We start from the raw sequence: 12,497 nt of genomic DNA, 5'->3' as shown, positions 1-12,497 counted from the left end.
CACCCTTAAAACGTCACCAATTGATTGGTGACGTTTTGATTACCAGCCCGGATTCTGGGTCAGTTTCGGATTCATTTCGATTTCCGTTTGCGGAATTGGCCAAATGGTAATATTTTCTTTCCAGGTATACGGAATCGTGATGCTGCCCCAGATTTGATTGACACCACTTCCCGCCGTGAACACCTTGTCTTTCAATGTTCCCCAGCGAAGTTCGTCGAAGTAATTGATGCCTTCGTTCACAAATTCAAGCCGACGCTCGTTGCGGATTCGTTCGCGCAAATCGGTCTGACCCGAAACCGTCGTGGCGGTTGAGGAATTCAGCAAACCCACTCCGGCCCTGGCCCGGACTTCGTTCACCAGCGCCACGGCATCGGCGGTTTTTCCCTGTTCGTTCAGCGCTTCGGCCCACATCAGCAGGACGTCGGCGTAACGGATGATCGGGAAATCGATCGGTCCGAACTGGCGGTTGAGCAATTCGGTCGACCCTTCGTAAACGAATTTGCGGTGCAGGTAAAAGAACTGGCTCCGCGAATCGGTAAATAAATCCAGAACCGGGGGCGTTTCGCTGCGCGACGGCCAGCGGTTGGTGTAAATCTGATCCGCTCCGTTCTGCGGACGGCCTAGGTACGTCGCATACGGCACAATGACGTTGCTCAGGAGCCGGGGATCGCGGTTTTGGTAGGCTTTCGCAATCCGCTCCTCGTTACCGTTTGGCAGGTACAGTGACATATCAAGCCCTTTGCTCGTGCCGGTTGCAATTTCGGCGGCAGTCAATCCATTACGGTAAAAGAACACCTCGCGTTTATCAACGGGCATGCTGTTATAGCCCGGAATGATCGAGTTCCAGTCGAATTTGCTGCCGTCCTTGTTTTCGTACAAATCTACTACGGTGGTCGAAACGTAGTAGTTGTTCCAGCAGGAACCGAACGACGAGCGGGTTCCGCAATACCACTGCGTCGTAGAACCGTAGGTATCAACGCCCGTATTCTGCAGGGAAAAAATCATCTCGTCGCTCTGCTCATTTACCTCCTTGAAAAGCTTGTTGTAATCGGCAAAGAGCTTGTAACCCGCTTCTTTCACTTTGGCAAAATCCGCAGCGGCTTCGGCGTATTTTTTCTGGTAGAGATACGCTTTACCCCGCAGGGCATAGGCTGCCCCCTTTGTCACGTGTCCATAATTAGCGGCTTTGGCAGCGTATTTATCCGGCAGATTCTTTTCGTTAATGGCGTCGGTCAAATCCTGAATCACCTGGGCCCAGACCTTCTCTTCCGTTTCGCGGGGGCGGTTCATTTCGGGGACGGTGACCGGTTCGAGGTAAATCGGAACGCCTTTGAAAAGCTGATTCAGCCGGAGGTAGAAATAGGCCCGCAAAAATTTACATTCCGCAATCAGCCGCGCTTTCTTGTCAGCCGCCGAAGGTGATTTGGCCGCAATGTTGGTAATGGCATCGTTGGACCGGTGGATACCTTCGTAGAGTTCCTTCCAGGTGTTCAAAAACCGGGCGCTGGAGGTGGTCGAAGTAGCGTTGATCATGTCGTTACCACCCCGACTGGAAGATGTAAAACCCATGCCATCCATCTGGTACAACTCCCGGTCGGAAGCACCGCCGGTTTGGATGCCCAGCCGGAGAGCATTGTAGACCCCGGCAACCCCCAGGTCTGTCAGGTTATCGCTAACCCACATGTTGGCTGAACTGATTGAGCCGTAAGGAGTAGTGTCGAGCAAATCCTGTTCGCAACTGCCCAGGGCGAGCATCACCATCAGGCCCAGACCGGCTTTGTTGATGCCTGTTATTCCAGTATTTTTTATCGATCGAAAGAAGTTCATCGTCTTGGAAAATGTCGGTTAAAAAGTTACGTTCAGACCCACGGCATACTGTTTCATGGTCGGGTAGGAGACGTTGGCCCCCACTTCCGGATCAAGGCCCGGATACTTGGTGATCATGAAAATGTTCTCGCCCGATAAAAACACCCGTGCCCGGCTCATTCCGACTTTTGAGGCCCAGGCGGCCGGAATTGAATAGCCAAGCTGCACATTTTTCAGCTTGACGTACGACGCATCATACAACCAGTAGGAGCTGGGAATATTCGTCTGACTATCCGAATTGTATTTCAGGCGCGGAAAAGTCCCGTTGATGTTGTTGGCCGGATCACTCGGATTGGCGTCGTTGTAGTAATAGTGATCATCGGCGATCCGCGTACCGATCGAGTTGGTCAGCGTCGTGCGCGTTCCGTTAATACCGGTTTGGTTATACAGGTATTTCATCCCGGCGCTGCCCGCCCAAAGCATCGAGAAGTCAAAACCGCGCCAGGAAGCGCTGAGTGACAGACCCATGATGTATTTCGGCGTGCTGCTGACACCCGAAAACCGCTTGTCGAAGTTGTTCCCGTAGGTGCCGTCGCCATTGGTGTCGGCGTAAATCAGGTCGCCGTAGTACAATTGTCCTTTCCCAATCGTACCGACCGGCTGAAATTTGTAGCCTTTGGCGATCATGGCCTGCACCCACGCCAGATCTTCCGGAGTCCGGATCATACCGTCTTTTGGCCCGCCGTTGATATTAACCGTTCCGTCGGAATTGGAATGGCTCCCGTCGCCTTTATAAACATCCAGGAGGTAATATTCATCAATCGGATGCCCTTCCAGCACGCGGGTATCGCCACCGCTGGATACCTGCCCGATGTTGGAGTTATACACTTTGTTACCAGCCGCGTCGGTGGTGTAGCCTTCGGCGAGGGTTCCCCGGTAATTCGTCACCCGGTTGATGTTGTACGCGATGTTACCGCTTATCGAGAAATCAACTTCCCCGATTTTTTCCCGCCAGCCGAGCGTTAATTCCAACCCTTTGTTCATCACACCCGCCGTATTCTGGGTGGGTGCGGCCTTTGTTCCGGCCGTCAGGAAAATGGGCGGAGTGGTCAGAATACCGTCGGTTAACTTGTGATACCAGTCGATCTCGAAATTCATCCGACCTTTGAACAAAGAACCTTCCAGACCAATATCGGTCAAGGTTGTCGATTCCCAGAGCAGTAATGGGTTGGCGTATTTGGCCTGTACCAATCCCGTCGTGGCAACGTTGTTGAACGAATAAGGCACTTTGCCGTAAACCGCCTGGTAATCGTAATCACCCGATGTACCTGGAGTATAAATCCGGTTGTTGTTCGCGCCGTTGTTACCCAATTTACCCCAGGACGCCCGCAGTTTCAGGCCCTGAATTTTTTCGTTCAAACCCGCCAGGAAGGATTCTTCGGAAATACGCCAGCCCGCTGAAAAGGAAGGGAATACACCCCAGCGACTTTCCGGTGCAAACCGCGACGAACCGTCGTAGCGCATATTGGCTTCAAACAGGTATTTCGACTGATAGGCGTAGTTGACCCGGCCGAAATAGGACCGCATGGCCCGGTTATACTCCTGACCACCGGCGGTATTCGAGGTTTCACCGGCTGAGCCTAAGGTGGTGGTCGTATAGTCGATCAGGCCACGTTTTGCGGCATTAAAATCATAGTACCGGAAGTTGAACTGGTTGTAACCCACCAGCGCGCCAAATTCATGATCGGACCCGAACGTCGTGTTGTAGCGCAATACGTTGTCCAGCGTCAGCAGGTAATCCCGGTTGAAGGAATAAGCCGTCGTCAACTGGTCGGCAGGCGTCAATTGAACTTTCAGCGTGTTGGTCGAAAAATCCCAGCGTTCGGCTGGTCCGGGCAACGCGTAGGAATTATTCTCGTTGAAACGCGTCTGGTAGTTTACTTTCGGCTCCAGCGTCAGCCCTTTCGCGAGGGTCACGACGCCGTACAGGGTGGTGTTGAAGCGCGTGGTTCGGTCGAGTCCGCCGGTACCGTCGAGGTAAGAATAGATGTTGTTGACAGTCGTTGGTTCTTCCACGGCCACCGGAAAACCGTATTTCCCATTGTAATACGGATAAATACCGGGGTTGGTTTGCCACAAATACTGAAAGGCCAGGTCGGTATTGGCTTTTCCGGCGTTTTGGGTCGAGGCAAACGTCTGCGCGCCAAGCGTCAGGAACTTCGCTACTTTCGATTCGATATTGGCCCGGAGCTGAAACCGCTTGATCCCGGTATTCTGCATGACGCCCCGGTTATCCAAATAGCCCAGCGACATGTTATACAACGATTTTTCACCCCCGCCACTGACGGCAATGTTATGGTTCTGAACAATTTCGTTCCGGAATACCCAACTGGCCCAATCGGTATTCGGATAGGCCACGTAATTGGGAACACCTCCCGGGCTGGTGCCGTCGGGATTTTTATTGGCGTTTTCCCAGGTCTGGATTGTATTGGGCGAGTACACTTCCGCAACACCCACATTCCGGTTGCTTTCGTTGAATAACCGCATGTAACGGACGTAATCCGAAATGAATTCAGGCAGGTTGCTCGGGCGAGCCGATGAGAGAATGCCCGTATACGTGACGGTCGTTTTCTTGGCCGATCCCTTTTTTGTCGTGATCAGAATAACCCCGTTGGCGGCCAATGACCCGTAAATCGAAGCCGATGCCGCATCTTTCAGGATTGACATCGATTCGATGTCATTCGGGTTGACGGCATCCATCGAGCCCTGCACACCGTCGATGATGACCAAAGCGTCGCTGTTGTTGAGCGTACCGGTTCCCCGAATCCGGATCGTAGCGCCGTCGGCACCCGGTTTTCCGGACGATTGCCGGACAAAAACGCCCGGCGCCAGACCCGCCAGCGAAGAAGAAACGTTCGTCACCGGCCGACTTTCGATGTTTTTGGACGTGATGGTTGCGACAGAACCGGTAAGGTTGACTTTTTTCTGGGTACCATACCCAACGACAACCACTTCGCTCAGTGCCTGCGTATCGGGGGACAAGGTCAGGTTAAGGGTGGTTTGGCTGGCGATTACGATCTCCTGCGGAATGTAACCGATGAACGAAAAGACGAGGGTCGCACCCGGATCGACGGCAATCCGGTATTTTCCGTCGGAATCGGTGGTGGTGCCGCGTGTGGTGCCTTTTACCTGGATACTGACGCCGGGCAGTCCTTTACCGGTTTCGTCGGTAATCGAGCCCGTAATGGTTTGTTCCACCACTTTATAGGTTGGCGCATCACCTTTGCCCGTGGGTGCGGCATGAGCCGCGCCGGTTACCAGACACAGGCTAATCAGGGGGCACAGCCAGGTGGCTGGACTACCGGGCTGTAAAATCGAACGTAGAATTCGCTTCATACATGAATAGGAAAATTGTGTTTAAATTGGGTACGTATCACTTTTTGGGAAACAGGCCGGGATTACTGGCCAGCGGGGAGCAACCGAAGGAAGTTCATTGAGCAAAATTTTAGGTTACGGAATAGGTAGTGAATCCGGAAATCGATCCGGAAACTAATTTATAGCAGCAAAATACGATCATTACTGAGCACTTTCTTGCCATAAAATTTGCAGAATATATTGTTGAATTTGCAAATTTTATATTTTGGCCCACATCATTCAGCAAATAGATGAGTAAAACTGCCAGGTGGCGATAAATCGGAGATCCGGACGGAGAAGGCATAAAAAAAGTGACCCGGCTTGATGCCGGGTCACTTTTACACTTACTACAACCTGTTAATTTAGAATTTGAAACCGACGTTTAAGCCCAGGGCGCGACGTTGCGAATTGTTAAATCCGCTGATGGCGTCGGAAAAACCGTAGTGATAAACCAGATCGATCAGCACCGGACCTATATCGAAGCCCAGGTTGGCCAGCCCCAGAAAGGTGCCGCTTTTAATTTCATTGTTATCAATGTTGATGGTGTTGCTGCTGCTCAGACGGTTGGCGTATTCAGCACCAACAGCCAGCCGAACAGCCGAAATACCCCGCTCAGACTGAGCCAGTTTCACCCCGATATACGCCGGAATTTGTAACCATTTCGTGTTGATTCGTCCGGAAATATCCTGAATCGTAGAGCCGTCGCCGGGGCTAAAGTAATTCGAGCTGGAAGCGAAATATTCAACACCTAATTGTCCGTATAACCGGCCTCCACCGCGAACAAAGGCGCCGATCTGGTAGCCCAGTCGTCCGGCAGGGTTGTCGCCGTCAACATCCTCACCGCGGTAGCGGGTGGTGTTGGCACCGACATAAAAACCGCCCGTAAATGCTTTGTAGGGCCTTTCGGCTTTTGGTCGTGTTTCCCGGCTCGCACTATACTCGGTCGTTGTCGTTGAGCTATACGTACTGCTGGGCGTTTGCGTTGGCGAATCGTTCGTAGTTGTCGTAGGCGTAGTTGCGGTATTCGACGAATTGTCCATCGTTGAATTGGTCGAGTTGGCCGAATTCGAGCGATAGGTGGTATCCGTTCCGGTTGTTGTAATGGTCGTCGTAGTCGTTTTAGTGGTGTCCGACGAAATAGTCTGAGCAAAAGCGCTCCACGTTCCCAATAGGCACAGTGCAAGCAATGTATTGCTGCGTTTCATGATCATAACGTTAATTAAAGTTGTATAAAAAAATCGGACCGCCGAAGCGGGTGTATGGTCAACCATACACCTCTCTAACTACGAATATTTTGGATTGTTTAAGCCCGACGCAATTTTTTATAATAATTGATCAGCCCGTTGGTGGAGCTATCATGCGACGAAACCGGCTGGTCGTCGGCCAGCTCCGGCAGAATCCGATTGGCGAGTTGTTTGCCTAATTCAACGCCCCACTGGTCGAAACTGAATATGTTCCAGATGATTCCCTGCGTAAAAATCTTATGCTCATACATGGCAATCAGACTGCCGAGCGTGCGGGGCGTAATTTTCCGGACCAAAATGGAGTTCGTTGGGCGGTTTCCCGAAAACACCTTGAAAGGCATCAGCAACGCCACTTCATCCTCATTTTTGCCGGATTTAATCAGTTCGCTGACGACTTCTTCGCCCGATTTTCCGTTCATCAGGGCTTCAGTCTGAGCGAAGAAATTGGAAAGCAGCATGTTATGGTGCTCGCCAAGCGGGCGCTGACTGATGGCCGGAGCGATAAAATCGCAGGGAATCAGTTTGGTGCCCTGGTGAATCAACTGGTAAAAAGCGTGCTGGCCGTTGGTGCCCGGCTCTCCCCAGATCACCGGTCCGGTTTGATACGCTGTCGGTTGTCCATTGCGGTCGACGGATTTGCCGTTGCTTTCCATATCGCCCTGCTGGAAATAGGCCGCAAACCGGTGCATGTACTGGTCGTACGGCAGAATGGCGTGGGATTCGGCTCCGAAAAAGTTGTTGTACCAGATTCCCACCAGCGCCAGCGTGACCGGAATATTTTCTTCAATCGGCGTATTGCGGAAATGTAAATCCATCGCGTGACCGCCTTCCAGCAATTCGGCAAAGTTGTCGAAACCGATGTAGCAGGCAATCGATAATCCGATGGCCGACCAGAGGGAATACCGACCACCGACCCAATCCCAGAAAACAAACATATTTTCGGGATCGATTCCGAACTTTTCAACTTCCGGTTTATTGGTCGAAATGGCAACGAAGTGTTTTGCCACGGCCGATTCGTCACCGGCATGGTCGAGGAACCAGTCGCGGGCCGAGTGCGCGTTGCTCATGGTTTCCTGCGTCGTGAACGTTTTCGACGCGATCATGAACAGGGTGGTTTCCGGATCGAGCTTTTGCAGCGTTTCGTAGATGTGGACGCCGTCGACGTTTGATACAAAATGTACCTCGAGCTGCGGTTTTCCGTCTTTCTGAACCGCATACGGTTTTAAGGCTTCCGTGACCATCACCGGCCCCAGATCCGAGCCGCCAATGCCGATGTTGACCAGTTGCGTGATCGGTTTTCCGGTATAACCTTTCCAGTCGCCCGAACTGATGCGTTCGGAGAACCCTTTCATTTTATCCAGAACCGCATTGACTTCCGGCATGACATCCTTGCCGTCGACCAGAATGGGCGAGTTGGAGCGGTTTCGGAGTGCAATGTGCAGAACTGAGCGGTTTTCGGTAACATTAATAGCATCGCCGGAAAACATCTTTTCGATGGCTTCGTACAAACCGGCTTCCCCCGCCAGCTGGCGCAGGAGCCGGGCGGTTTCGGCGGTGATGCGGTTTTTTGAAAAATCAACCAGCAGGTCTTCAAACCGTAACGAGAAATCCGCAAACCGATTTGGATTTTCGGCAAACAAATCCCGCAGATGGCGTTCTTTCATTTGTTCGAAATGACTCTGGAGCTGCTGATAGGCAGGAAGTTGCAGAAACGAATGGGTAGGTAACATGGTCAGTAAAGGTCAAAGACAAATTTCTTTCAAACGATCCGGTTCGCAGACAAACACGTTGAAATCGACTTTTCCGCGAATGCCGTCCACGGAGCCTTTTTCGTTGTGCTGCCAAAAATACAACCGGTCGGCCTTAAAATCGCCTGGATGGTCGGTTGAATAATCCGCAATCCAGAGCGGATAGTCGTCAAAATTACCGGCAATGTAGAGTAAATAAAAATGCCGGTTGACATAAATGATCGGTTTTGTGCCGTAATGATCTTCAACCAGCCGCAACCAGACCCGAATATCCGAAATCAATTTAGCGGCCGGAACCCGGCCGCGGTCGTTCCGTTCCACGTCCAGAACCGGTACAAAATCGCCGGGTTGCAGCGAAACGTTGTTGATGAAATTGCGGGCTTGTTTTTCCGGGTCGCGCTTGGGGTGAAAGAAGTGGTAAGCTCCGCGTTTCAGGCCTGCTTTGCGGGCTTCCTGCCAGTTATTTTTAAACCGGCGGTCAACGAGGGTGGCACCCTCGGTAGCTTTAACAAAAACAAATTGCAGGGCGACACCGTTGGCCTGCATCTGGCAAACGCGCTTCCAGTTGATGCGGCTATTGTGGTGGGAAACGTCGATACCGTGAATGGTGTATTTCAGGGGCATCCGAATACCGAAACCGTTCACGTATTGCCACTGCAGCTCATTGACTTTTTCAACTGAGCGGTTCCACCAGAGTCCGACCAGTAACAAGCAAAGCGCCAGAAAGGGCCAGACCAGAAATCTCCTCTTCCGATATATAAACAGAATAATCCGACTCATCTCGGGCAAAAATAGTCAGAAATAGGAAGAGAGAAGGAAAGGTAAAGAAAACTTCGTGTTACTTTTTGCCTTTCTTTCTCTCTGCCTCTCCGTATCCTGCCCGATCAGTCGTGACCTTCCAGTTTTACCAGTTTGTTGTAAATACCCAACAGCAGGAAGGGGGCGGCCCACTGGCCGACAAACAAGGCTTTGTCGTTCTCTTCCTTGAACTTGTAAAACAGGGAAACGCCCATCGACGCGATCGAGGCCCACAAAAAGACGTCGGACGGTAATTTTGCAGTTTGCTCCTCAATGGCTTTTGCTACAGGGCCTTCTTTCTGCTCGGGATTGGGATTCTTCACGGACCCTTTTTCTTGTTTGCTGGCTGCGACATTCATAACGTGTTGAATTTTAGTTAAACAGTGGTACAACGGTTCGCCGTGCAGAATGTTCCGGAACGGGGGGAAACGGTTTTAAAAGTTAGCAAAAAAGGTGAATTTGAACGGCGCACGCATCCGGTCAAATTCACCTTTTTAAAGGATTACTGGTTTTTACTTATTCGGCTGGGGAGTCGTCCGCAGGTACGGTTTTACGATATTGACGCCTTTCGGGAATTTCTTGATGGCATCTTCCGTGCTCACGGCCGGAACCACAATTACGTCCTGACCTTCCTGCCAGTCGGCTGGGGTAGCGACCTGATAGTTGGCGGTCAGCTGCAACGAGTCGATCACGCGGAGAATTTCCAGGAAGTTCCGACCCGTGGAGGCCGGATAGGTCAGCGTCAGTTTGATTTTTTTATCCGGACCGATCACGAACACCGACCGAACCGTGGCTTTTTCGCTGGCGTTCGGGTGAATCATGTCGTATAATTCGGCAACCTGGCGGTCTTTGTCGGCAATAAGCGGGAAGTTAACCGTCGTATTCTGGGTTTCGTTGATGTCTTTCACCCATTCTGAGTGGGATTCGAGTGGGTCTACACTGACCGCAATGACTTTTACGCCCCGTTTTTCAAATTCATCCTTCAACTGAGCGGTTCGGCCCAGTTCGGTCGTACAAACCGGCGTAAAATCGGCGGGGTGCGAGAAAATCAGGCCCCAGGAATTGCCCAGCCATTCGTGAAAATGAATGGTGCCTTCAGTCGTTTCTGCGGTAAAATCCGGTGCAATGTCACCTAATCGGAGTGCCATAATAAAAGAGGTTTTGTTTATTCTATAGTAAAACTATAGTTTTTGTTACTAAAATGGTATAGAAAAAAGCGGTTTTCAATCCGGAAATGAAACGCAGATTGTAACCGGTATGAAAGCTGAACACAAAAAGGATCAGATTAATTTTTCTTCGACAGCCATTTTAACCAATTCGGCGGCATTTTTTACCTGAAGCCGACGCATCATGTTGGCCCGGTGGTTATCAACGGTCCGCACGGAAAGCTGCAGTTTTTCGGCGATTTCGCGGCTGCTCATGCCATCGACCAGAAATTGCAGGATTTCCTTCTCTTTCTTTGAAAGCTTGGAACGCCGGATTTTGCTGCTTCGTTCCGTTTTTTTCAACTGATGCATGTAGCCATTGAGAATAATGGTGGCTACCGGCGAACTGAAGTATTTCTCGCCACTGGCGATGGTCCGCAGCGCTTTCATCATTTCGTCGCTCGACGAATCCTTCAGAATATACCCAAATGCACCGGCTTCCACCGAGCGAAGAATGTAATCTTCGTTGTTGTGCATCGACAGCATGAGAGTCTTGATGTTCTTATACAAACGCGAAATGATCTGCGTAGTCTGAATTCCGGACATGCCGGGCAGGGAGATGTCCATCAGAACGACATCGGGCTGCAGACTTTTCAGTTTTTCGAGGGCTTCTTCGCCGTCACCGGCTTCGTCGACGATAACAAACTCGTCGTTTTGTTCCAACAGAGAACGGATTCCATTTCGGACAATCGAGTGGTCATCAACCAGCATCAACTTGAGTGTACTCATATTCCTGGTGTGCAAGTTTAAAGGGTATACTTACCTGGACTTTCGTGCCTTTATCGGGCGCGGATGAAATTTTAAATTTGCCGTTGATCAGGACGGCACGTTCGTTCATGTTATGAATTCCTTGTGAGGGACGTTTGGTGTCTTCTTTCCGGCTGCGGTGAATTCGGAACCCTTTACCGTCGTCATTCACAATAAGATGCAAGTAATTATCTTTTTCGAACAAATCAATGGTAATTTGATTTGGCTCGGCATGACGGAAGGCATTACTGACGGCTTCCTGCGCGATGCGATACACACCAATCTCCACACTTTTATCTAACCGCGTATTTGAAAGATTAGTATGAAAGATAATATCTATTTTACTGTCTTTATCGTGCGTATCGGCCAGCATTTTTACGGCCGGAACCAGTCCGAAGTCACTTAAAACCGTCGGCATCAAGTTGTTTGAAACGTTCCGCGTTTCCTGAATGGTCTGAGAAATCAGGTTTTTCAGGACCATCAGATTTTTAATTCCCTTCGCTTCCGGACTCAGATTCAGGCTTCGTTCAAAGCTTTCAACCTGGAGCTTGATGGCGGTCAGCATCTGGCCAATGCCGTCGTGGAGCTCGCGGGAAAGCCGCTTTCGTTCTTCTTCCTGACCCGCTACGAGGTACGAAGTCCGAAGTTTCTGCTCGTCCATCTGCTGCTGGTATTGCTGGCGGGTTGCGTCGAATAACTGCTGGCGGGTTTCCTTCAACGCCCGGTTCAGCGACAGCAGTTTGCGGTTGGTGGTAGCGGTTCGGGTTTCGGCTTCGACCAGCTGGACAATAATCCCTTCGAACTTATTGACCGCAGGGCGCAAAATAAACCACCCGGCAAAGACCAGCGCCAGCAAGGTAAACAGGTAAATGATAAACTCCAGCAGCCGGGTGTCTTCCACATTCGCCAGCGTTTCGCGGGTGTATTGCTGAACAACGTCATCCATTTTGTCTAAAAACGGTTTTTCATTGTCCATCAGTGACGTCAAATCGAGTCCTGACGCAAACGTTGCCGGATTTTTGGCCTGCTCAGCCTGCTGGATAATGCGCTGCATACTTTCCCGAAAACCCTGGTAATAAGGCTTCAGAAGCTGAAAACGAATTTTTACACTGTCGCTGTTCTGCAGCATCACCGGATATCCCGGAACGGTTCCCTGTTCGATGTGTAAATGATTGGTCTCAAACTGTGCAAACAGTTTTTTTATATCCGCCAGATTGTCCTGAAAAGCGGGCAGGGTAGTGGCTCGGTTGAATTGGAGGACTTTGCTGACCAGGCGCTGACTGTGGTGGCGTTGGGCAGAAGCCATTCGAATCACCATAACCCGTTCAGCCTCGCGTCTGGTCTGAAACTGGGTAACAATTTCGGCAACGGTCAACAACACGGCAATAACGACCAGTGTTGTCAGAAACAGGCGGTTGAAATGGCGCGCTGAAGGCTGTGAGGTCTGAGGTACGTTAATTACTTCCGACACGATTAATAAGGGACGACAACGTTGATTAAGGTAAAGGTAGCAAATATTATGATAATTGAAGGAA

Annotated in this window: 9 protein-coding genes; all 9 read right to left on the bottom strand. The window is 50.8% G+C overall.

Features of this window, described 5'->3' with window-relative positions; genetic code table 11:
* Positions 1–39: 39 nt before the first annotated feature.
* Positions 40–1,827, bottom strand: a complete 1,788-nt coding sequence (locus GJJ30_RS21855) for a RagB/SusD family nutrient uptake outer membrane protein (RefSeq protein ID WP_205880595.1) — start codon at positions 1,825–1,827, stop codon at positions 40–42.
* Positions 1,828–1,845: 18 nt separating this feature from the next.
* Positions 1,846–5,202 carry a SusC/RagA family TonB-linked outer membrane protein gene (locus GJJ30_RS21850; protein ID WP_154177310.1) on the bottom strand — a complete coding sequence of 1,119 codons (3,357 nt, stop codon included), beginning with the start codon at positions 5,200–5,202 and terminating at the stop codon, positions 1,846–1,848.
* A 380-nt stretch (positions 5,203–5,582) separates the two neighbouring features.
* A complete protein-coding gene (locus tag GJJ30_RS21845) occupies positions 5,583–6,425 on the bottom strand; it encodes a PorT family protein (protein ID WP_154177309.1) in 843 nt (280 codons plus the stop codon).
* A 98-nt stretch (positions 6,426–6,523) separates the two neighbouring features.
* Entirely contained in the window at positions 6,524–8,194 is a 1,671-nt protein-coding gene (gene pgi, locus GJJ30_RS21840) for a glucose-6-phosphate isomerase (RefSeq protein ID WP_154177308.1), read from the bottom strand.
* Positions 8,195–8,206: 12 nt separating this feature from the next.
* Positions 8,207–8,992: a glycoside hydrolase family 25 protein gene (locus GJJ30_RS21835; protein ID WP_205880594.1), complete on the bottom strand. Its 786-nt coding sequence runs from the start codon at positions 8,990–8,992 to the stop codon at positions 8,207–8,209.
* A gap of 104 nt (positions 8,993–9,096) precedes the next feature.
* Positions 9,097–9,369: a hypothetical protein gene (locus GJJ30_RS21830; protein ID WP_154177307.1), complete on the bottom strand. Its 273-nt coding sequence runs from the start codon at positions 9,367–9,369 to the stop codon at positions 9,097–9,099.
* 153 nt (positions 9,370–9,522) lie between these two features.
* Entirely contained in the window at positions 9,523–10,158 is a 636-nt protein-coding gene (locus tag GJJ30_RS21825; RefSeq protein ID WP_154177306.1) for a peroxiredoxin, read from the bottom strand.
* A 132-nt stretch (positions 10,159–10,290) separates the two neighbouring features.
* Positions 10,291–10,944, bottom strand: a complete 654-nt coding sequence (locus GJJ30_RS21820; protein WP_498071984.1) for a response regulator transcription factor — start codon at positions 10,942–10,944, stop codon at positions 10,291–10,293.
* The gene (locus GJJ30_RS21815) at positions 10,916–12,433 is read right to left on the bottom strand and encodes a sensor histidine kinase (protein WP_310588357.1); all 1,518 of its coding nucleotides are present in this window, start codon (positions 12,431–12,433) and stop codon (positions 10,916–10,918) included. The genes GJJ30_RS21820 and GJJ30_RS21815 overlap by 29 nt, the downstream gene beginning before the upstream one ends.
* Positions 12,434–12,497 lie beyond the last annotated feature (64 nt).

This window comes from Larkinella terrae (assembly GCF_009668025.1).
Classification (GTDB): Bacteria; Bacteroidota; Bacteroidia; order Cytophagales; family Spirosomataceae; genus Larkinella; species Larkinella terrae.
The sequence above is the reverse complement of the archived record's forward strand: the minus strand, read 5'-3'. Positions and strand labels throughout refer to the sequence as shown.

What these genes read in the sequence shown, in the direction of transcription:
- GJJ30_RS21825 (WP_154177306.1), bottom strand. Translation starts at nt 10,158, where the DNA reads ATGGCACTCCGATTAGGTGACATTGCACCGGATTTTACCGCAGAAACG.
- GJJ30_RS21850 (WP_154177310.1), bottom strand. Translation starts at nt 5,202, where the DNA reads ATGAAGCGAATTCTACGTTCGATTTTACAGCCCGGTAGTCCAGCCACC.
- pgi (WP_154177308.1), bottom strand. Translation starts at nt 8,194, where the DNA reads ATGTTACCTACCCATTCGTTTCTGCAACTTCCTGCCTATCAGCAGCTC.
- GJJ30_RS21820 (WP_498071984.1), bottom strand. Translation starts at nt 10,944, where the DNA reads ATGAGTACACTCAAGTTGATGCTGGTTGATGACCACTCGATTGTCCGA.
- GJJ30_RS21830 (WP_154177307.1), bottom strand. Translation starts at nt 9,369, where the DNA reads ATGAATGTCGCAGCCAGCAAACAAGAAAAAGGGTCCGTGAAGAATCCC.
- GJJ30_RS21855 (WP_205880595.1), bottom strand. Translation starts at nt 1,827, where the DNA reads ATGAACTTCTTTCGATCGATAAAAAATACTGGAATAACAGGCATCAAC.
- GJJ30_RS21835 (WP_205880594.1), bottom strand. Translation starts at nt 8,992, where the DNA reads ATGAGTCGGATTATTCTGTTTATATATCGGAAGAGGAGATTTCTGGTC.
- GJJ30_RS21845 (WP_154177309.1), bottom strand. Translation starts at nt 6,425, where the DNA reads ATGAAACGCAGCAATACATTGCTTGCACTGTGCCTATTGGGAACGTGG.